An 18,976-nucleotide genomic window follows, 5' to 3' on the forward strand; every position below is an offset into this window, starting at 1 on the left:
CGAAAAGAAGAGTGTGGAGATGTTCTTACTTTGGATTGGAGAACGCATTCTACGTCGTTGAGGCAATGATGTAGCTTCCAACGGTAATCACCACGGCAGCAAAGCCGCGTTCAAGCACGCCTTTGCGAGCACCGAGCATTTTTCCCAGCGAAATGCCCGCCAGCGTCCCGCCAACCCCGCCCATGATCAGCACCGCCGTTACGCTCCAGTCGACCAGACCGGACAGGGCGTAGGAGGTCGCCGTCGTGAGACCGAGTGCGCTGACCACGACCAGCGATGTGCCGATCGCGAAGGGGAGGGGCATCGCCGTCGCGAGGATCAGCCCGGGCACGACCAGAAATCCGCCGCCGATCCCGAAGAAGCCAGCCGCCAGCCCGACGGCGAGGCCGATCGGTACAAGCCGGGGCAGCAGCGTCGCGGCGCTGCTGCGGGTGAGGCGGACGTCGGGAGCCTCGGTTGCGCGGCGCTTGCGTAACATGGAGAGGCCGACGCCGATCATTAGCATCCCAAACAGAACAAGCAGCCGCTTGCCGTCGAACGCCTTGCCGAGTTCGGCGCCCAAAGCCGCCCCGATCATGCCCGAGACCGCGAACACGCCGGCGCATCGCCATTTCACGCGTCCGGCCCGGGCATGGCCGAGAAGGCTGGCGAGCGCGTTGACCGTGACGGCGACGGCGGCGGTGCCGATCGCAGCGTGCGGCGATCCGATGCCGACGACGTAAACCAGCAGCGGTACGGCGAGGATGGATCCTCCCCCGCCGACCAGGCCGAGGACCAGACCGATCACGCCTCCGGAGGCGAGCGTGGCGAGAAGCGTGGCGGTGTCCATGCGCGGCTCAAGCGCCTGCGCGCCGATTCCATGGCATCAACCGCAACAGGTTTGCCATCCCGCACCAGCCGGTAATGCCGGCGAACATCAGTCCCGCGCCGACGAAGGCGGACAGGCCCATAAATCCCGGCGCGACGAAGAGGCTGAGCAGCACCCCGGCCAGCACCAGCGCGCCTGCCGTGATTTGCACCTGCCGCATGATCTCGATCGGTTGCGAAGGGTCGGCGATCACGGGATGGCCTGCCGTCCGCCATGCATCGATGCCGCCTGCGAGGACATAGGACGGGGCGTCTCCTGCCGCCGCGCGTAGCTGCGCCGCATTCGCTGCGGTGCGCATGCCGGAACGGCAGTGGAAGATGACCTGGCGCCCGTCGCGGGGCAACTCGCCGATCCGTTCGAGCGGGACGTTCAACGCGCCGGGGATGCGTGCGCGTGCATGTTCGTCGGTACCGCGAATGTCGACCAGTCGCGCGCCGGCTTCGATCGCGGCGCGGGTGTCGGCGGGGGAAAGGGGGGCAAGCGTCATCGCATCAATCCTTACAGTAGAGCTGGTACAGGGTGGCGAGCAGCGTTTCGACGCGCGGATCGGCGATGGCGTACCAGAGCGTCTGGCTTTCGCGCCGATAGGTAACGAGGCCCTCGTCGCGCATCTTGGCGAGGTGCTGCGAACATGCCGATTGCGACAGCCCCACCTCGCGGGCGAGATCGCCGACCGTCCTCTCGCCATGCTCGACGAGCTTGCACAGCAGCATCAGTCGCCGCGCGTTGCCGATCGCCTTCAGCATGTCGGCAACCTGGCCGGCCTTTGTCTCGAATGTCGCCAGGTCCATCGGCGGCTTCAGCATCATGCGAACTCCATTAGCACTTGCTTATGTAGCATCCTCTAATATATTAGCAAGAGCTAATGGAGGAAATCATGGCGCAGCCCTGCATCGAAGCGTTTTTCGACCATGCCACCAACACGATCAGTTACCTCGTCGGCGATCCCGCCACGCGCGTTGCCGCGGTGATCGACCCGGTGCTCGACTTCGATCCGGCGAGCGGCATCGCCGACACGCGCTCGGCCGAGGCGATCCTTGCCTTCGCACGCGATCATGGCTGGCGGATCCAGATGGTGCTGGAGACGCATGCCCATGCCGACCACCTGTCGGCCGCGCCATTTCTCGCAGCGCAGACCGGGGCCTGGGTCGGAATCGGCGCGCATATCCGCGACGTGCAGAAGATCTTCCGTCCGGTCTTCGCGATGGACGATCTGAAGACCGACGGGTCGGATTTTGACCGGCTGTTCGAGGACGGTGATCGCTTCGCAATCGGCACGCTGGCCGTGGAGGTGCTGCACGTGCCCGGCCACACGCCCGCCGATCTGGCCTACCGGATCGGCGATGCCGTATTCGTCGGCGACACGCTGTTCATGCCGGATTATGGCACCGCACGCGCCGACTTCCCTGGCGGCGATGCACGCACGCTATACCGCTCGATCCGTCGCCTGCTCGCCCTTCCCGACGCCACGCGGCTGTTCCTGTGCCACGACTACAAGGCGCCCGGACGTGACGACTATCGCTGGGAGACGACGGTAGGCGAACAGCGCCGATCGAGCGTCCATATCCATGACGGTGTAAGCGAGGACGCGTTCGTGGCGATGCGCGAGCAGCGCGACGCCGGGCTGCCGGTGCCCAAGCTGTTGCTGCCCTCGATCCAGGTCAACATTCGCGCCGGCCATTTCCACCAGGCCGAGGCAAATGGCGTCACCTATCTGCGCATCCCGGTGAAGTGGAAGTCCAAGGAGGGCCCGGCGGCCTAAGCGCTGTCTGAAGGGGCGACCTCGATGATCGTGTCGCCCGGCTGGAGCGACCGTGCCTCGGTTTCCCAGAATCCGTAGCGCTGCCCGAGCCGCTGCGCCGGGACGAGGGCGAAGCGGTTCGCGTGATTGCGCAACCGCTCGGCTTCGCAGCGCTTCTTGAACGATCCTTCGGTGCCCTGCTCCAGCATGCGGGGACCAGCACCATCGCGGCGATTCATTATCTGCAGACGCTGGGCGACATTGCCGCGGACTGCGACAATGCCGATCGCCGCGCGCTTCTCGTGCGGTGGGTGGACCGGATCGGGTTCAAGGCGAACGATGCTCTCGTGGATCATGATGCGCGACGGGTCGTCGTGGCAGCGCGCGCGGTACGCGAGACGATCCTCGTTGGCGACGAATGACCACTGCTGGGCGACGAACCGAGTTAGCTCGCCCTGCAATCCTGAGCTTCCGACGGTAAGCCGTTTGGAAAGGAGGGCTATTTGCCACGTATCGATACTGTCGTCCGCTTGGGCGTGCACGTTGCGCCGGCTATCCTGCTCGCCGCCTGTGTTCCCGCCGCACCCCCTATCGCTGTAAAGGCGCCACCGCCGCCGCCCGTTGCACGCCCGACGTTGGTCGCGCCGCCGATCGACGCGACCTCCGCGACGCCGAGGCCCAGGCGATCCGACGAGCCGCCGGCGGCTTTGCTCAATGCGGTGCAGGCTCTTGGCGCCGGGTTCCGGGGGCAGGTTGCGATCTCGGTACGGGATGTCGATCGTGGCTGGATGGTCGCATGGAACGGTGACCGACCGCATCCGCAGCAGAGCGTAAGCAAGCTGTGGGTGGCGATCGCGGTGTTCGATGCGATCGATCACGCTCGGATGTCGCTAGCCACGCCGGTGAAGGTAATCCGCGAGGATCTCACCGTCTTCCACCAACCGATCCGCCCGCTGGTCGGGCCGAACGGCTATCGCACCACCGTCGGCGCGCTGCTCGAATGCGCGCTGACCCGCAGCGACAATACCTGCAACGACGTGCTGCTGTGGAAGGTCGGCGGCCCTGCCGCCATCCGCCGCATGCTGAAGGAGAAAGGCATCGACGGCGTCGGCTTCGGTCCCGGCGAGCGCGAACTCCAGGCGAAGACTGCCGGTCTGGTCTGGCGGAAGGAATGGGCGGGCGGCTGGGGCTTCCTCCAGGCGCGCGCGGCCATGCCTGCGGCAGAACGCCGCAAGGCACTCGATCGCTATCTGGCCGCGCCCTATGACGGCGCGACCGCCAATGGCATCACGCTGGGCCTGTCGCTGCTAGCGCAGGACGAGCTGCTCAGCTATGGCTCTACCGATCGGCTTTTCCGGATCATGCTCGCGAGCAAGACGGGCCCGTTGCGGCTGAAGTCCGGCCTGCAGCCCGGCTGGAAAATGGCGCACAAGACCGGGACCGGGCAGGAACTGGGCAATCTCGCCACCGGCTATAACGATGTCGGCCTGCTCACCGCGCCCAATGGGCATCGCTATGCGGTGGCGGTGATGATCGCCAGCACCCGCCAGCCGATCCCGGTGCGAATGCGGCTGATGGGCAATGTCACGCGCGCGATCATCCGCACCGCCGAATAGACTTGCCTTCGCCTACGGACGGATTGCGGTTAACGTCCGCGCAACGAACAGAAAACGGGACGAGGACCGCCTTGAACGAAGCCATCCAAGCAACGGACAGCCGTGCCCGGCTCCGCGAGCGCCTGTTGCATTTGGCCTTGTATCGCTGGTGGCGCCAGTCGGTGGTAGCGCCGATCGACCACGAGGCGGTGGTCGCCCGGATCGTGGAGGACAGCGGTTGGTCCGGCCGCTTTGCCTTCATGACGATGATGTCCGCCGGCATTGCGGTCCTGGGCCTCCTGCTGTCCTCGCCGGCGGTGGTCATCGGCGCGATGCTGATCTCTCCGTTGATGAACCCCATTCTCGGCTTCGGCTTCAGCCTCGCGCTGTTCGATTTCGTCGAGCTGCGAAGGTCGCTCAAGGCGCTGGCGATCGGCGCCTTTGCCGCCGTCGCATTCACCGCGCTGATCGTTACCATCTCCCCGCTGCAGGCGCCGACCTCGGAGATCGTCGCGCGCACTCGGCCCAATCTGTTCGACCTGGCCGTTGCGTTGTTCGCGGCGCTGGCGGGTACCTATGCGATCATTCGCGGGCGGGGCGAAACCATTGTCGGCGTGGCCATCGCCACCGCATTGATGCCGCCGCTGGCGGTCGTCGGCTATGGCATCGCGACGTGGAACGCGCCGGTGGGGATGGGTGCGTTGGCGTTGTTCGTGACCAACTTCATCACCATCGCGCTCTCCGCCACGGCGATGGCGCGTTTCTACGGCTTCGGCCATCATCTTTCGCGCCGCCAGACCTGGACGCAGACGGCGATCCTGATCCTCGTCTTCGTCGCGATGGCGATCCCGCTCGGCATCTCGCTCAACCGCATCGGTCGCGAGGCGGTGGCGGTCACCCAGGCGCGAACGCTGCTGGCGGAGCGGTTCGGCGCCAAGGCGCGGGTCACCCAGCTCGACCTCGACTTCACCCGAGAGCCTCTGGTCGTCCGCGCCGTGGTGATTACCCCGCAGGACGCGATGCAGAAGACCGTGACCATCCAGAAGGCGCTGGCGGCGCAGCTCGGTCGGCCCGTTCGCCTCAATCTCGACCAGGTGCTGCTCGGCGCGGGCGCCGACGCGCTGGCGGCACAGCGCGAGGAACTGCGGCGGGCAGGGGAGGCGTCCAATCAGGAGACGCAGCGCGTGACCGAGATCGCGCAGATGGTGGCGCTGATCGCGGGCCTGAAGCCCGACGACGTCACCGTCGACCGCGACCATCACCGTGCCACCGCCGCCGCGACGCCGCTGCCGGGGGCAGGGATCGAGACCTACCGCATGCTCGAGACGCGGGCGGCGCAGCGCGCGGGCGACTGGACGGTGGCGATCGTTCCGCCGCAGGGGCCGCTGCCGGAGATCGGTTTCGCGGACAATGTCGATAGCCTCGACGCGCGGGCGACCGAGGCCGTCGCTGCGTCGATCTGGGCGGCGAGGCGCTGGAACATCGGTGCGCTCGGCGTGCCGGGCCTGCCCAAGGGCACCGCGCCAGCGAAACCCAACCTCACGCAGCGACGCGCGCTCGCCATTGCCGAGCAATTGCACCGTGCCGGTCTCGCGGCAAGCGCAGCCCCGCCTGCCGGGCAACGCTTTGCGCTCGTCCCGGCGCCGGTTCTGCCCTAGGGATTTTCTCCCGCCCAGCCCCAACAGGAGTGCCCGCGTTGAACGAAATCGGTCTTCCCGAACTCGGCACGTTGCTGATCGTCGCGTCGCTGGTGGCGATGATCTCGCGGCGGATCGGGCTGCCCTATACGGCCGGGCTGGTGCTGGCCGGGATCGCACTCGCTTTCCTGCCGGTGGGCGCCAACCTGCCGCTGTCGCGGGAGCTGATCTTCAACGTGTTCCTGCCGCCACTGATCTTCGAGGCGGCGTTGCAGCTGCGCTGGCAGCGGTTCCGCGAGGAGCTGCCGCTCACCATCGTGCTGGCGTTTCTCGGCGTCGCCATCTCCGCTCTGCTGGTCACCGTCGGCATGCACTGGCTGCTGGGCTGGAGCTGGCTGGGCGCGGCCTTCTTCGGCGTGCTGATCGCGGCGACCGACCCGGTATCGGTGATCGCCGCATTCAAGGAGATGAAGGCCGAACCGCGACTGAGCATGGTGGTGGAGTCGGAAAGCCTGCTCAACGACGGCGTTGCCGCCGTGGGCTTCGCGATCCTCATTGCGGTCGCCGAGGGTGGCGGGCTCAGCGTCGGTAGCGTCGCGACGTCGCTGCTCTGGACGGTGCTGGGCGGCGTGGCGATCGGCGCCGCGATCGCCTTCGTGGTGCTGACCGTCGCGGGGCGGACCGAGGACCATCTGGTCGAGGTGACGCTGACCACCGTGATCGCCTGGGCGAGCTTCCTGCTGGCCGAGCATGTCCATGCCTCGGGCGTGTTCGCCGCACTGGCGGCCGGGATCATCGTCGGCGCGATCGGGCCGCGAGGATCGATCTCGGTCGCGGGGCGCCAGCATGTCCAGGATTTCTGGGCCTATGCTGCCTTTCTCGCCAATTCCTGCCTGTTCCTGCTGATCGGCAGCCATGAGGCGCACCAGCCGATCGCGCTGGTGAGCGGCGCGCTGATCGCGGGGATCCTGCTGACGCTGCTCGGCCGCGCGGCGGCGGTCTATCCGCTGGCGGCGCTGTTCGGGCGCACGGGGCTGCGGCTGCCGGCAACCTATCAGCATGTGCTGGTCTGGGGCGGGCTGCGCGGGGCAGTGGGCCTTGCGCTGGCGCTGGCGGTGCCGGCGAGCGTTGCCGAGCGCGGTGCGATCGTCGTGGTCACCTTCGGCGTCGTTGCTTTCTCGATATTTGCACAAGGCCTCACCATGCCGCCGCTCCTCCGCCGCTGGAAGCTGACCGGCGCGGCGGACGCCGAGCATTGAGTCAGGGGCCGATGTCGATGGCGTCGGCCTGCGTTCTGGTGTGCGCACCGTCGTCGAAGCCGAGCGCCCGCGCGACCGGCCCGTTCCAGTCATAGGGGTCGGTGCGGACCGTTACCCGGCCGATCTCGTCGACAAAGGCATTCTGGTAGAGCAGCCGCACCGGGATGCGTACCGGGAGGGCCACGAAGGTCTGCGCGCCGCTGGCGCTCGCCGCCTGCCAGCGATCGGCCACGCCTTCGTCCTCGGCAATGCGTTGCGCGAAGCCCAGCGCATCCTCCACCCGCACGCAGCCATGGCTGAGATGCCGCTGGCTGCGCTCGAACAGGGCCGGCGCACTGGTATCGTGGAGATAGATCGCCTGGTCATTGACCATGTCGAACTTGACCAGGCCCAGCGCATTGTCCGGCCCCGGCTGCTGGACGATATAGCCGCCCCGGCGCACCATGTTGTGGCTGGCGAGATAGTCCGGGCCGACATGCGCCAGCTCGGTATTTTCGATCGACTTGGGAATCGTCCAGGTGGGGTTGGCGACCAGCCGGTAGATCGGGGAGGAGAGCAGCGGCGTCTCGCGCCCTGGCTTGCCGACGATCACCTTGCGGCTGTCGACCAGGATGCCGTCGCGGTAATAAGCGAGGCGCGCGGCGGCGATATTGACGTCGATCCGCGTCGCCGGCGGATTGCGCGCCAGCCAGCGCAGCCGTTCGAGCGCCACGGCGAGCGTACGGGCGCGGTCGGCCGGGCTCAGGGTCAGCACTTGGATCGTGCGCGGACCGACGACCCCGTCCTCGACAAGGCCATAGTCGCGCTGCAGCGCGCGCACCGCATCGGCGATGTCGCTGGTATAGAGGTGAGACGGGGCGGGGGCCGAGGGCGAGGTCGTACCGAGGTCCAGCAGATAGCCTTCCGCTGCGAGTTGCTTGACGATCGCCGGAACGCGATCGTCGCGGTCGCCAGGGCGGATCAGGCCGTCCGCAGCGATTTGGGGGGCGGAGCCGCTGCCGAGGCGCTGCTCTGCCACCGCGGCGCGATAGGCCTCGGAAAGGCGGCGATAGTCTGCGTCCTGCGGGACAAGGCCGGCAAGCCAGGCGGGCAGGTCGCCGCGGTCGAGCGCGGTGGCAAGCCCCCCTGCGATGTCGACGTCGGGGCGGGGCAGGGTGTAGACGGCGTGCAGCGTTGCCGGATCCACTACGCCCATGGCCAGCGCGCGGGCATAGCGCAGCGCGGCGCGCGTGCGTGCGACATCCAGCGCCTCGGGACTTGCGGCAGGCTCGACAGAGGACGGGAAGGACAGTCGATCCAGCCCATGATCGGCACGGTGCGCGATCGCATTTTCGAGGGCGCGCGCGGCCGCGTCGGTCCAAACGAGGCGCCACTGTGCCCGATCATAGAAGCGCTGAAGCTCGGGCTCGGTTGCGAGCGACCGGAGCGCAGCCTGCGCCTGCCCCGCGGACATGAGAACAGCGGCACCCTGGCGAACGGCAGCGGCGGCAGCGGGAGGTGCAACGGACAGGAGAAGGGGGGCTGCAACCATGCAGCGAAACCGAAGGTTTGAAACAGTCATGTCTTTGCAAACGCACCCGCGCCGCCGATCGGTCCATCGTGCCTGTGCCCCGCTTTGGCGGGCGGGTCGCGGATGACCCCGGCGATTCTCAGCGCCGCCGTCTTGCTGGGCGCGCTGGTGTTGTTCGTTTCGGAACGCGTGCGCCACGACCTTGTCGCGCTGCTGGCGCTGCTCGCCTGCGTGCTGCTCGGCCTTACGCCACCGGGAGAGGCCTTTGCCGGCTTCGCCGATCCCGCCGTGATCGCGGTCGCGGCGGTGCTGGTGATCGGTCGCGCGATCGAGCTGTCCGGCGTCGCTGCCAGCGTATCGCGGGCGCTGATGCCGGCGCGTGCAGGCTTTACCGTCCGGCTCGCGGTGTTGCTGGTGTTGGGCGCGTTCCTTTCCGCCTTCATGAACAACATCGCCGCGCTCGTCGTCACCATGCCGATCGCCGCGCAGGTGGCGCGCGAGGCCAAGCGGCCGCCTGCCGCGACGCTGATGCCGCTCGCCTTCGCCACCATTCTGGGCGGCATGACGACGCTGATCGGGACGCCCGCCAATCTCATCCTGTCCTCGGTGCGCGCCAAGGAGCTGGGCACGGGCTTCGGCTTCTTCCAGATGGCGCCGGTGGGGGTGGCGGTTTCGGCGGTGGGGCTTCTGTACCTCGTGCTGGTCGGCTGGCGGCTGCTGCCGGTGCGACAGGGGATGGACCGTCCGGCGCGGCCGCCTTGGCGGGTGTACGAGCTGACCGCCCGAGAGGCCCTGCCGTTCGCAACCCTGCTCCCCCGTCTACGGGCGGCAGCAGTCCGTCTGCTTGCCGTCTTCCGGGAGGGGCATCGCGTGCATCCCGAGGTGCAGGTGGAAGCGGGCGACCGGCTGCTGGTCGTGTCGCGCCGCCAGCAATGGGACGCTGCCGACGCGGCCGGGCTCGCGGCCGACCTCCATGCGGCGGACGACGACAGCGTCACGGCGCGCGTGGTCGTGGCGCACGGCTCGTTCCTCATCGGGCTCAGCCATGAGGCGGTTCGTATCCGCAGCGGCGATACGCTGACGGTCGTCGCCGTGGGACCGCGGGCCGCGCGACGGCGCGCGCCGCTGCCCTCGCTGCGAATCGAGGCCGGCGACCAGCTGTTCGTGCGCGGCCGCCCGGCGGACCTTGCCGAGTTTGTCGGCAGTGCCCGGCTGCTCGAGATCGACCGGGTGGATCGCCTGCCGGTCGCCCGCCGCCGCGCGGCTCCGGTCGTGGCAATTTTCCTAGCCGCGATTCTCGCGATCGTCGGGTTCGGGGCGCTGCCAGCGCTCGCCTTTCTTGCCGCTGCCGTCGTGCTGGTCGCGACGCGGCTGATCGGCGCCGACGATGTCTACCAGGCGATCGACTGGAGCGTGATCGTGCTGCTCGCGGCGATGATCCCGGTGGGCCACAGCTTCGAGACGAGCGGTGCCGCCGCCATCGCCGCCCAGTGGCTGGGGACGACGCTTGCGGGGCTGCCGCCCGTGGCGGTGATCGCCGCGCTGTGCGGCATGACCCTCTTGTTGTCGATCTTCCTCAACAACGTCGCGACCGCGATCATCATGGGCCCGCTCGCCATCGATGCCGCGCGGGTGCTTGGGATCGCACCCGATGCCGCACTGCTGGCGGTGTTGATCGGCACGTCGGCGGACTTCCTCACGCCGATCGGCCACCAGAACAATCTTTTGGTCATGGGGCCGGGCGGTTATCGCTTCACCGATTACGCGCGCATGGGCGCGCTGCTGGTGGTGCTGGTGGTCGGAACGGCGGCGGTGGTGCTCGCTCTCCCGTAGCATGGCGCAACCCCGCGGGGGACCATCCGTTTCCCAGGTATGGAGCCAGGAACCTTCTCTCCGATCCACATCCCCTGGGGCGAGGCGCTGCTGCGGATCGGCGCCTCGCTGCTCCTGCCGCTGCTGATCGGGCTAGAGCGGTTCCTCCGCCGCAAGCCAATCGACTATTGTCCGTTTGTAATCGTGTCGCTGGGGGCCTGCGCGCTCTCGCTGGCGATCCTGGAACTCGCGGTGCGCACACGGGATCCGCAGCTGGACGTAGGGCCTGGCCGGGTCTTCGCGGGCGTGATCACCGGGATCGGCTTTCTTGGTGCCGGCGCGATGTTCCGCGAGGAGAATTATGTGAAGGGGGCAGGGTCCGCCGCGTCAATCTGGGCGGCGGGCGTGATCGGCATTTTGTGCGGCATCGGCATGCTTTGGCTTGCCGGCATCCTGGCCTCGTCGGTGCTGCTCCTCCTGCTGGTAAGCGGCCCCTTCACGCAGAAATATGATGCGGAGTGATCAGGTCGCCTTCTTGTAGATCGTGAAGCCTAGCACGAAGAGCACCAGCGCAACCACGAGCGCGATCCAGAACAGAAGCTTGGCGATGCCCCAGGCTGCTGCTGCGGGGCCGCCGAAGCCCAGCACACCCAGCACGGCGGCAAGAATGGCGAAGATGAGGGCCCATTTGATCATGGCGTGTTCCTATCCGTTGGAGGGGTGGGGGCGGCGATCGCCGCCGCACCCTTGCCGTCGTCAGGCGTAATAGCCGGTGACCTGCGCCTCATAGGCGCGATCCCAGACCGGCTCGTGGTCCCGCGCATAATGCGGTCCACCGCGCAACTGGTCCGCGTCACGCTGGACGACATAGCCCGAGCGCTCCTCGTCATAGGTGAGCTCGTTCCACGGCAGCGGGAAATAGTCCTCGCCCATGCCGAGGAAGCCGCCATAGCTCACCACGGCATGGCGAACCTTGCCGTCACGCTTGCCGAGCATGAGGTGGTGGATCGAGCCGATCTTCTCTCCGTCACGGCCATAGACGGCCGTTCCCTCGACCTTGGCGGACGAGATCATGTCCTGGGTTTCGTTGCGATCGAGCGTGTTGTTGTCTGCCATTGGGCATCTCCTTTCGGATGGTGGATGGTCCCTTTGGGCGTTCCCTGAACGCGCCGCCCGTGGCGCCCCGATCGGGCGCTCGATATGCTGCAGCGATATCGTGGCGGTCTCTAGGGCAACGGGTCGTACCCGATCATGTTCCGTGGAAAAGGATTAATTCCCGAATTGCAGTGCTGGAGGGCTGTTATCTGCGCTGGAGCGATCTCCGGCTTCGACCATCGTTAGGCGATCAGCGCGCCTTCCATCGCTCCAGCGCGCTGAGGACGTCTCCGGTGATCTGCCGCGTGGAGAATCCGGTGAGGTCGCGCGACTTGGCGGGCGGAAGCGTTTCTACGGCAAGCGACCAGCCGATGCTGCGGCGCGTTTCGGACGCCTCCAGCGCCGTATAGGCGGCTAGGGGCCGAGCGCGCGGCAACAGGCGGTAGGTGAACGGTCGTTCGCTCTGGCTGCCGACGATAAGCGCCACCTGGCTCTCTTCCATTTCGAGCAGCAGGTCGGTCCAGCCCTCGGCCTGCATCGCCGTGTAGACGGCGCGCAGCGCGGGCTCGCCGTTGCGATGGAGCTGTTCGAGAATGTCGGACCTTCGCGCAGGCAGGACCAGCCGCTTCAGGCGCTCGCTGATCGCAGGCGCTTCGTCGGGGATCGCTTCGCCGGCAAGGTCGGCATTGGTCTGGCGGATCAGGCCATAGGCGAGCAGCAGCATGATGAAGCAGAAGGGCAGCGCCGCCAGCAGGGTCGCCGCCTGGAGCGCGCCGAGCCCGCCGGCGACGAGCAGCAGGGTGGCGGTCGCGCCCAGCAGCACGCACCAGTACATCCGCTGCCAGCGCGGCGTGTCTTCCTTGCCGCCCGAGGCCAGCGTGTCGATCACCAGCGCGCCGGAGTCGGCGGAGGTGACGAAGAACACCGCCACCAGCAGGATGGCGAGGGTGGAGGTGACGCTTGCGGCGGGCAGATACTCCAGGAACTTGAACAGCGCGGTGGAGAGATTGGCCTGCACCGCCTGCGCGATCCCGCCCGATGCCACGCCCAGATCGAGCGAGATCGCGGTGTTGCCGAACACCGTCATCCACAGGAAGGTGAAGGCGGTGGGCACGAACAGCACGCCGATGACGAACTCGCGGATCGTCCGCCCGCGCGAGATGCGGGCGATGAACATCCCGACAAAGGGCGACCAGGCGATCCACCACGCCCAGTAGAACAGCGTCCAGTCCGCCATCCAGGCGCGCGGCTCATAGGCGTAGAGCGTGAAGGTGCGGATCACGAAGTGATCGAGATACAGGCCGAAATTCTGCACCAGCGCGCGCAGCAGGAACAGCGTGGGGCCCAGCGCGAGCACGAACAGCATCAGCAGCACGGCGACGGTGAGGTTGAGTTCGGACAGCCGCCGGATGCCGCGATCCGCGCCGCTCAGCACCGACAGCGTCGCCGCCCCCATCACCAGCACGATCACGACGATCTTGGCAGTCAGCGTGTCGGGAAGGGCGTAGATATAGGCGAGGCCGGCGGTCATCTGCGAGACGCCGAAGCCCAGCGACGTCGCTACGCCGAACACCGTGCCGCACACCGCGAAGATGTCGATCGCGTCGCCGAGCGGCCCGTCGATGCGCTTGCCGAGGATCGGCGCCAGCCCCGAGCGCAGGGTGAGCGGCAGGTCCTTGCGATAGGTGAAATAGGCAAGGCTCAGCCCGACCAGCGCGTAGATCGCCCAGGCATGGACGCCATAATGGTGGAAGGTGATCGCCATGGCCTCCCGCGCCGCGGCGATCGTGCCGCTCTTGGCTTCCGGGGGCGAGATATAGTGCTGGATCGGCTCGGCCACGGCGAAATACATCAGCCCGATGCCCATGCCGGCGGCGAACAGCATCGCCAGCCAGGAGAGATAGGGGAAGTCGGGCTCGGCATCGTCCGGCCCCAGCTTCAGCTTTCCTGCCGGCCCGAAGCCGAGCGCGAGGACGACGGCCAGGAACACCGCGACCGCGGCAATGTAGAACCAGCCGAACGTGTCGATGGTCCAGGCCTGCGCCGCCTTGAAGGCGAGGTCGGCGCTGCCGGGCATCGCGGTGGTGACGCCGAGCAAGGCCAGGATGAGCGCCGAGGCGCCCAAGAACACGCGGGGGTTGATTGCACTTTTCAGCATATGTGCACGCTGAACGCCCGTCGGGCGAAAAGGTGGCCGCAACTGCCGTCGCGCCACCCGGGGGCTCAATGCGGTGCCAGCCCCAGTTCGACGCCGGTCTTGTCGTGGAGTGCGAAGCGATCGACGATGTCTGCGCTCGCACGGTTATAGCCGACCACCTCGACGTCGCGGCCGTCGCGACAAAGCCGCGCGACGATCTTGTCGAGCGCGCCGACGCCGGAGATGTCCCAGAAATGGGCCGCCGTCACGTCGATCACCACCTGGCCCGCGCGATCCTCCCCTTGGAAGGCGCGGGCGAAGCGGTTGACCGAGGCGAAGAAGATTTCGCCCGAGACCCGTAAGGTCACGCACTCTATCCACGAAGGCGCTCGTGACCTGGCCCGCGATATTGCCACCACCCACGCCTATGTAAGCTCCCGTCGCCAGCGCAAGAAGGTCCAGATGCTGTTTGCGCCCCTCAAGCGCATCCTGAAGCTCGATCGTTTGCGCCTGCGAGGTTCCAACGGCGCAAAAGACGAGTTCCTCCTCGCCGCTACCGCCCAGAACCTCCGCAAGATGGCCAAGTTGATCCCGATGCCAACACGGATGGCACCCGCCTGAGGTGCGCGCGCGCCTGGCTCCATTTCAAACCACGGGCATGCCTGCCGTCGACTCCCACCTTTTCAACACAATCGCCCGAAAGCGTACTGCGAAGCGTACCCAATACTACCAAATGGGTTCGATAGGCGAGGGTTCGTGTCCGGGTTTCGGAACCAAGTTTTGGTGAGCCACGAGTGGGTCACGGCATTCTGGGGACGCAAAAAATGTCAGTTTTCTGGGGTTTCTGGAGGTGGATGTGAGTCCGGCTAGGGCACCAGTACATATTGGAACGCAGCGATCCGCGCGATCAGCGCGTCCAACGACCAGACCGGTCGGCCGTTCGCAACAGGCGCGCCGCGAGGAAGTCGCGACGTCTGCTGATGCCTCGCTATCCCGAGCGCGAGAGGGGTGAACCCCGTCCTGCCGCGCCGGCGTGAAGGCCGGGCTGGCGGAGAGTGTCGCAAGTATCGCCGCTCTGACGGTAAGGCCGCACGGCCAGGAGGGCGGCCGGAGCATCGGAGCGAGCCTGCTTTTTGGCCGCGCGCCTGCATCGCTTGGGGAACGCGCTGTGATTCCTGGCATTTATTGTCGATGACTTCCGTTACCTCCAGATGGCCGGCGCGGCTGTGGCTGATCCGGCATGGCCAAAGCGCCGGCAATGTCGCCAGAGATGCAGCGCATTACGCCGGAGCGGAACGCATAACGCTCGACCATCGCGACGTGGATGTGCCGCTTTCTGCGCTCGGGGAGCGCCAAGCGATGGCGCTCGGACGATGGTTCGCCGCGGGCGAGGGACACGGCCAGCCAGAAGTGATTCTTTGCAGCCCCTATGTTCGCGCGCATGCGACCGCACGGCTGTTGCGCGACGCCCATCGCGGCTTGCCCAACGCCATCATCTGCGCCGACGAGCGGCTGCGCGAGAAAGAGTTCGGGATTCTGGACGGATACACCACTGCGGGCATCGCCGCGCAAATCCCGGAGCAGGCCGAGTTCCGGCGGCTGCTGGGCAAGTTCTACCACCGGCCGCCAGGCGGCGAGAGCTGGTGCGACGTTATCCTGCGGCTGCGCTCACTGCTCGACACGGTGTCGCTGCATTATGCGGGAAGGCCGGTGATGATCGTCGCCCATCAGGTTGTCGTGCTGTGCCTGCGGTACATTCTGGAGGGATTGAGCGAGGCGGAGATCCTGGCGATCGACCGCGCCGGAGACGTCGCCAACTGTTCGGTCACCGAATATGAGTGTGGGGAAGGGGGTATGCAGCTGGTGCGCTATAACGTCACCGCGCCGATGGAGGAGAGCACATCCGCCCGGGTGACGACATCGCCCGATGCAATGGTGGGAGCGCGGGGGTGATCGCGCTGGATCGCGCCTGGCTGGCCGCCCATCCGCTGCCGCCCTGCGAGCACGCGACCGACAAGAATGCGCGCGGGCGCGTCCTGATCGCGGGCGGCGCGGAGCGGGTTCCGGGCGCCCTGCGGTTGACCGGCGAGGCCGCGCTGCGCACCGGTGCAGGCAAGGTCCAGCTGGCGACGGTGGAGCGCGCGGCGCTCGCGCTTGGCATGGCGATGCCGGAGGCCGCGGTGTTCGGGCTTCCGGCGAACGCGGCGGGTGAGCTGGGCGGCGACGCCGGACCGATGCTGGCAGGGTTACTGGAGCGGTGCGACTCGCTTGTTCTGGGCCCTGGGACAGGGAGCGCTGCGGACGCCGGGGCGATAGTGGATACAGTGCTCACCTTCTCGCGCGACCGGCCTGCGCTACTGCTGGACGCGGCCATGCTGGCGGTTCTGGGGCCGCGCGCGGCGATGGTCAAAGGGCGCGAGCGCGCGGCCGTGCTGACGCCCCATCCTGGCGAGATGGCGACGCTGATGGACGAAGAGCCCGAACGGATTGCGCGCGAGCCTGCCACCGTTGCGCGGGCGGCTGCGGAACGGTTTGGCGCCGTGGTGGCGCTGAAGGGGCCGGAGACGCATATCGCCACGCCCGATGGCCGGGTATTGCGGTATCCCGGCGGCGGCCCCGGCCTCGCAACCGGAGGCTCCGGCGACGTGTTGGCCGGTGCGATCGGCGGGCTGCTCGCGCGGGGCGCCGATCCGCTGCCGGCGACCGCCTGGGGCGTGTGGCTGCATGGCGAAGCAGGCCGGCAGCTGGCGGAACGTGTCGGTCCCATCGGCTTTCTAGGTCGGGAACTGCCCTCGGCGTTTCCGACGCTGATGGCCGCAGGCGAGCTTTGACCTTCCAGAGATGCTTACGTCCCGGCGGCCGTGGTGCGGACGAGCGCGATGCATCGGCTCATCATCCTTCCCGGATCGCAGATTTAGCGTTCGCGCCGCGGACCCGGCGTCGCTGCCTGGCGTTGAAGACAAGGCGTTCTTTTGTCACAACGGCTTACCCCATTGCCAACCATGCTGCCGTCGACCTGCCTGCACGGCAGCGCGGGCAGCACCGGAGCAATCCATGACCCGGTTAGAAGCACCTCGCGACGAAGGACGACAAGGCCGGTGTGGCATCGACGCGCAGGACAAGCGGGTCGCACAGCGCGGGCGGTGGATCGCTGCGGCGATCGGGGGCGCCTGGCTGGCCGTGCATGTCGGGTGCATCTTCTTCTGGCGCTGGAGCATCGCCGCCGCGCCGCTGGCGGTGTTCATCGTCCTGCTACAGGCCTGGCTCAGCACCGGGCTGTTCATTGTCGCGCATGATTGCATGCATGGATCGCTTGCACCGGGCAGGCCGAGATGGAACGCGGTTGTGGGAGCGCTCTGCCTGGGCGCATATGCCGGCCTTTCCTACGCCGTCCTGCTGCCCAAGCACCACGCCCATCATGCGGCACCCGGCAGTGCCGACGACCCAGACTTCCATGCCGACGCGCCGCAGCGTGCACTACCCTGGTTCGGATCCTTCTTCCGGACCTATTATACGCACGGCCAGCTCGCCCGGATCACCGCGGCGGCGATCGTCTATCTGCTGCTGGGGGCGTCGCTGCTCAACATCGTCGTCTTCTGGGCGGTGCCCGCGCTGCTGGCGCTGGGGCAGTTGTTCCTGTTCGGCACTTATCTGCCGCACCGCCATGATGGCCGGCCGTTTGCCGACAAACATCATGCGCGCAGCAACACGCTGGGGCCGATGCTGTCGCTGATTACCTGCTTCCACTTCGGTGCCTATCATCACGAACATCACCTGAGCCCCGGCACACCCTGGTGGCGGCTGCCGGCACTCAGGCGGGAGCGGCTAGCGCGGCGTTGACGGCGGCAGCGGCGGCGGCCGCACCTCCGGCGACAGCGATCTCGGCGCCGATGGTACGGGAGGCCTGCCGATAGCTTGGCTGCCGGAGGACGGCTTCCAACGCGAGGGCCAATTCGCCGACGCTCAGCCCGCGCGGGGACAGGACGCGCCCTGCGCCGATATGCGCCAGCCGGGCAGCGGTTGCGGGCTGTTCGAAGCCGATCGGCAGCGCCACGATCGGTACGCCCGCGGCGAGCGCATCGAGCACCGAGTTGAAGCCGCCGTGGAGCACCGCGGCGGCACACTGCCGCAGTACCGCCGCCTGCGGCCAGAAGGCACGCACCAACGGATCGCCGGGCAGTGCGTTTTCTTCCATTGGCGAAAGGCCGCCACCATGGCCGATCACGGCTCTTGCGCCGATCGCCGCACAAGCCCGTGCCATGGTGACGAAGAGCTCCCGGCGAGCCCCCTGTATCGTGCCGAGCGAGCAGAAGACTAAAGGGCGGCCGTCGTGCGGCAAGTGCAGGGGCTCTGTTTCGGCGGCGCGCCAGGGGGACCCGTAGTGAAACTCCGGCGGCAGGCGCCGGCGGGGGAAATCCAGTCCCCGCGGGCACTGCGCGACCTGAACCCGTGGTCGCGGGCAACTCGCCGGGAGGTTCCATTCGCGACGACGGGCATCGATCACACGCTGGACGGGCCGCATCAGCCAATCGGTGATCGCATAGCCGGATCGGTTCCTGAACCTGCCCAGCGCATCGGGGCGGTACCGCCAGCCGACGAAGGGCGGCGGCACATCGGCTTCGCCCAGGAGCGGCAGGCCGGTCACGGCAATGGCATAAGGAAGCTTGAGCCTGGCGGCGATCAGCGGACCGGCGGGTTCCACCGCATCCGCGAGGATCGCGGTGGCGCCGATCCGATCCAGCACCCCGGGCGCTTCCGCCAGCAGCCTGTCCGTCATCGCCGCGGTCGCACCGATCATGCGTCTGAGGCGCGTGGGGCCGTTCGGCTCCACGAGGGTGGCGAGATACGCCTCCAGCACCTGCTCCGTTCCGCCCGGCAAGGGCGTAAACCCGATATCAGGCGTGGTAATGAACCGCCGCGCTGCGTCCAGATGTACCAGCGATATCCGCCAGCCGCGACCGACCAGGGCGCTGGCCAGTACCTGCACCGGGTTCAGATGACCCGGCAGCGGAGCGGTGAGGATAGCGAGATGTCCCATCGATGCTCGATCGCCTGTGTGAAGCGGAATTTCCACCAACGTTGTCCGGCATCATCCGTGCCTCGCCAACGCTCGGGTTACGCAAAGGCGAGGAACGCGAGGCTGGCTGGGGTCGATCGCCGCGACGACACCTTCGTCGACCAGGAATGCTGTGGCTAGAGTCGGAAGGGTCCGGTTGCCAGAGCGGCTGACGGATGTCGCGGCCGAGATGCGATTCCGGATCCGGCAGGGAGCGCCGACCCTGAAGGCCATTTTGGCCGCGACGCGCGGCAGCGAGGCGAGGA

The 18,976-nt window shown here is 67.5% G+C and carries 18 protein-coding genes and 2 pseudogenes; 10 read left to right on the plus strand and 10 right to left on the minus strand.

Annotated elements, in window-relative coordinates:
* Window positions 1–49 precede the first annotated feature (49 nt).
* Genes ACNFJ7_RS00125 through ACNFJ7_RS00135 form a run of 3 tightly spaced genes read right to left on the minus strand, consistent with a single transcriptional unit; the run spans window position 50 to window position 1,677 of the window.
* Window positions 50–829, minus strand: a complete 780-nt coding sequence (locus tag ACNFJ7_RS00125) for a sulfite exporter TauE/SafE family protein (protein WP_019368644.1) — start codon at window positions 827–829, stop codon at window positions 50–52.
* A gap of 7 nt (window positions 830–836) precedes the next feature.
* The gene (locus ACNFJ7_RS00130; RefSeq protein WP_019368645.1) at window positions 837–1,355 is read right to left on the minus strand and encodes a rhodanese family protein; all 519 of its coding nucleotides are present in this window, start codon (window positions 1,353–1,355) and stop codon (window positions 837–839) included.
* Window positions 1,356–1,359: 4 nt separating this feature from the next.
* Window positions 1,360–1,677 carry an ArsR/SmtB family transcription factor gene (locus ACNFJ7_RS00135; RefSeq protein ID WP_019368646.1) on the minus strand — a complete coding sequence of 106 codons (318 nt, stop codon included), beginning with the start codon at window positions 1,675–1,677 and terminating at the stop codon, window positions 1,360–1,362.
* Between the two features lie 68 nt (window positions 1,678–1,745).
* Here ACNFJ7_RS00135 and ACNFJ7_RS00140 point away from each other — a divergent pair, with 68 nt between their 5' ends.
* Window positions 1,746–2,630 (plus strand): MBL fold metallo-hydrolase, encoded by an 885-nt coding sequence (locus tag ACNFJ7_RS00140; RefSeq protein WP_037513163.1) that lies wholly within the window; start codon window positions 1,746–1,748, stop codon window positions 2,628–2,630.
* On the opposite strand, the gene ACNFJ7_RS00145 is transcribed toward ACNFJ7_RS00140, so the two are convergent.
* Window positions 2,627–3,070 carry a hypothetical protein gene (locus ACNFJ7_RS00145; protein WP_082664506.1) on the minus strand — a complete coding sequence of 148 codons (444 nt, stop codon included), beginning with the start codon at window positions 3,068–3,070 and terminating at the stop codon, window positions 2,627–2,629. The genes ACNFJ7_RS00140 and ACNFJ7_RS00145 overlap by 4 nt on opposite strands.
* Window positions 3,071–3,112: 42 nt before the next feature.
* Between ACNFJ7_RS00145 and ACNFJ7_RS00150 the strand changes: the two genes are divergently transcribed.
* From ACNFJ7_RS00150 to ACNFJ7_RS00160, 3 genes are all read left to right on the plus strand, one after another.
* Window positions 3,113–4,225: a serine hydrolase gene (locus ACNFJ7_RS00150; RefSeq protein ID WP_236704540.1), complete on the plus strand. Its 1,113-nt coding sequence runs from the start codon at window positions 3,113–3,115 to the stop codon at window positions 4,223–4,225.
* A 71-nt stretch (window positions 4,226–4,296) separates the two neighbouring features.
* Entirely contained in the window at window positions 4,297–5,862 is a 1,566-nt protein-coding gene (locus tag ACNFJ7_RS00155; RefSeq protein ID WP_019368650.1) for a DUF389 domain-containing protein, read from the plus strand.
* Between the two features lie 29 nt (window positions 5,863–5,891).
* Complete coding sequence (locus ACNFJ7_RS00160; RefSeq protein ID WP_237718455.1) at window positions 5,892–7,100, plus strand: cation:proton antiporter; 1,209 nt, start codon at window positions 5,892–5,894, stop codon at window positions 7,098–7,100.
* 1 nt (window position 7,101) lies between these two features.
* On the opposite strand, the gene ACNFJ7_RS00165 is transcribed toward ACNFJ7_RS00160, so the two are convergent.
* Complete coding sequence (locus ACNFJ7_RS00165; protein WP_019368652.1) at window positions 7,102–8,553, minus strand: L,D-transpeptidase family protein; 1,452 nt, start codon at window positions 8,551–8,553, stop codon at window positions 7,102–7,104.
* A 180-nt stretch (window positions 8,554–8,733) separates the two neighbouring features.
* On the opposite strand from ACNFJ7_RS00165, the gene ACNFJ7_RS00170 reads away from it, so the two are divergent.
* Together ACNFJ7_RS00170 and ACNFJ7_RS00175 are read left to right on the plus strand one after the other, a co-directional pair.
* Entirely contained in the window at window positions 8,734–10,443 is a 1,710-nt protein-coding gene (locus tag ACNFJ7_RS00170) for an SLC13 family permease (protein ID WP_019368653.1), read from the plus strand.
* A gap of 39 nt (window positions 10,444–10,482) precedes the next feature.
* On the plus strand, window positions 10,483–10,944 hold the full coding sequence (locus ACNFJ7_RS00175) for an MgtC/SapB family protein (RefSeq protein ID WP_019368654.1): 462 nt from the start codon (window positions 10,483–10,485) through the stop codon (window positions 10,942–10,944).
* On the opposite strand, the gene ACNFJ7_RS00180 is transcribed toward ACNFJ7_RS00175, so the two are convergent.
* From ACNFJ7_RS00180 to ACNFJ7_RS00195, 4 genes and pseudogenes are all read right to left on the minus strand, one after another.
* Window positions 10,945–11,118, minus strand: coding sequence for a DUF1328 domain-containing protein (locus tag ACNFJ7_RS00180; RefSeq protein WP_019368655.1), 174 nt, complete (start codon window positions 11,116–11,118; stop codon window positions 10,945–10,947).
* Between the two features lie 60 nt (window positions 11,119–11,178).
* A complete protein-coding gene (locus ACNFJ7_RS00185; protein WP_019368656.1) occupies window positions 11,179–11,538 on the minus strand; it encodes a PRC-barrel domain-containing protein in 360 nt (119 codons plus the stop codon).
* A gap of 229 nt (window positions 11,539–11,767) precedes the next feature.
* Window positions 11,768–13,675 carry a BCCT family transporter gene (locus tag ACNFJ7_RS00190; RefSeq protein ID WP_019368657.1) on the minus strand — a complete coding sequence of 636 codons (1,908 nt, stop codon included), beginning with the start codon at window positions 13,673–13,675 and terminating at the stop codon, window positions 11,768–11,770.
* 65 nt (window positions 13,676–13,740) lie between these two features.
* Window positions 13,741–14,019 (minus strand): annotated as a pseudogene (locus tag ACNFJ7_RS00195) (STAS domain-containing protein); the annotation flags it as partial.
* Between ACNFJ7_RS00195 and ACNFJ7_RS00200 the strand changes: the two are divergent.
* From ACNFJ7_RS00200 to ACNFJ7_RS00215, 4 genes and pseudogenes are all read left to right on the plus strand, one after another.
* A pseudogene (locus ACNFJ7_RS00200) lies at window positions 14,009–14,275 on the plus strand (transposase); the annotation flags it as partial. The pseudogenes ACNFJ7_RS00195 and ACNFJ7_RS00200 overlap by 11 nt on opposite strands.
* 570 nt (window positions 14,276–14,845) lie before the next feature.
* Window positions 14,846–15,607 (plus strand): histidine phosphatase family protein, encoded by a 762-nt coding sequence (locus ACNFJ7_RS00205; protein WP_019368660.1) that lies wholly within the window; start codon window positions 14,846–14,848, stop codon window positions 15,605–15,607.
* Window positions 15,604–16,485 carry an NAD(P)H-hydrate dehydratase gene (locus ACNFJ7_RS00210; RefSeq protein WP_019368661.1) on the plus strand — a complete coding sequence of 294 codons (882 nt, stop codon included), beginning with the start codon at window positions 15,604–15,606 and terminating at the stop codon, window positions 16,483–16,485. The genes ACNFJ7_RS00205 and ACNFJ7_RS00210 overlap by 4 nt, the downstream gene beginning before the upstream one ends.
* Before the next feature lie 223 nt (window positions 16,486–16,708).
* On the plus strand, window positions 16,709–17,494 hold the full coding sequence (locus ACNFJ7_RS00215; protein WP_019368662.1) for a fatty acid desaturase: 786 nt from the start codon (window positions 16,709–16,711) through the stop codon (window positions 17,492–17,494).
* Here the strand turns inward: ACNFJ7_RS00215 and ACNFJ7_RS00220 are convergent.
* Complete coding sequence (locus tag ACNFJ7_RS00220) at window positions 17,466–18,692, minus strand: nucleotide disphospho-sugar-binding domain-containing protein (protein WP_019368663.1); 1,227 nt, start codon at window positions 18,690–18,692, stop codon at window positions 17,466–17,468. The genes ACNFJ7_RS00215 and ACNFJ7_RS00220 overlap by 29 nt on opposite strands.
* Window positions 18,693–18,976 lie beyond the last annotated feature (284 nt).

It is taken from the genome of Sphingomonas sp. HT-1, assembly GCF_048568905.1.
Lineage (GTDB): Bacteria > Pseudomonadota > Alphaproteobacteria > Sphingomonadales > Sphingomonadaceae > Sphingomonas.

Bases quoted from the DNA above. Each gene is read 5' to 3' on its own strand.
- ACNFJ7_RS00125 (WP_019368644.1), bottom strand. From the start codon at position 829: ATGGACACCGCCACGCTTCTCGCCACGCTCGCCTCCGGAGGCGTGATC.
- ACNFJ7_RS00130 (WP_019368645.1), bottom strand. From the start codon at position 1,355: ATGACGCTTGCCCCCCTTTCCCCCGCCGACACCCGCGCCGCGATCGAA.
- ACNFJ7_RS00135 (WP_019368646.1), bottom strand. From the start codon at position 1,677: ATGATGCTGAAGCCGCCGATGGACCTGGCGACATTCGAGACAAAGGCC.
- ACNFJ7_RS00140 (WP_037513163.1), top strand. From the start codon at position 1,746: ATGGCGCAGCCCTGCATCGAAGCGTTTTTCGACCATGCCACCAACACG.
- ACNFJ7_RS00165 (WP_019368652.1), bottom strand. From the start codon at position 8,553: ATGTCCGCGGGGCAGGCGCAGGCTGCGCTCCGGTCGCTCGCAACCGAG.
- ACNFJ7_RS00170 (WP_019368653.1), top strand. From the start codon at position 8,734: ATGACCCCGGCGATTCTCAGCGCCGCCGTCTTGCTGGGCGCGCTGGTG.
- ACNFJ7_RS00175 (WP_019368654.1), top strand. From the start codon at position 10,483: ATGGAGCCAGGAACCTTCTCTCCGATCCACATCCCCTGGGGCGAGGCG.
- ACNFJ7_RS00180 (WP_019368655.1), bottom strand. From the start codon at position 11,118: ATGATCAAATGGGCCCTCATCTTCGCCATTCTTGCCGCCGTGCTGGGT.
- ACNFJ7_RS00185 (WP_019368656.1), bottom strand. From the start codon at position 11,538: ATGGCAGACAACAACACGCTCGATCGCAACGAAACCCAGGACATGATC.
- ACNFJ7_RS00190 (WP_019368657.1), bottom strand. From the start codon at position 13,675: ATGCTGAAAAGTGCAATCAACCCCCGCGTGTTCTTGGGCGCCTCGGCG.
- ACNFJ7_RS00205 (WP_019368660.1), top strand. From the start codon at position 14,846: ATGACTTCCGTTACCTCCAGATGGCCGGCGCGGCTGTGGCTGATCCGG.
- ACNFJ7_RS00215 (WP_019368662.1), top strand. From the start codon at position 16,709: ATGACCCGGTTAGAAGCACCTCGCGACGAAGGACGACAAGGCCGGTGT.
- ACNFJ7_RS00220 (WP_019368663.1), bottom strand. From the start codon at position 18,692: ATGGGACATCTCGCTATCCTCACCGCTCCGCTGCCGGGTCATCTGAAC.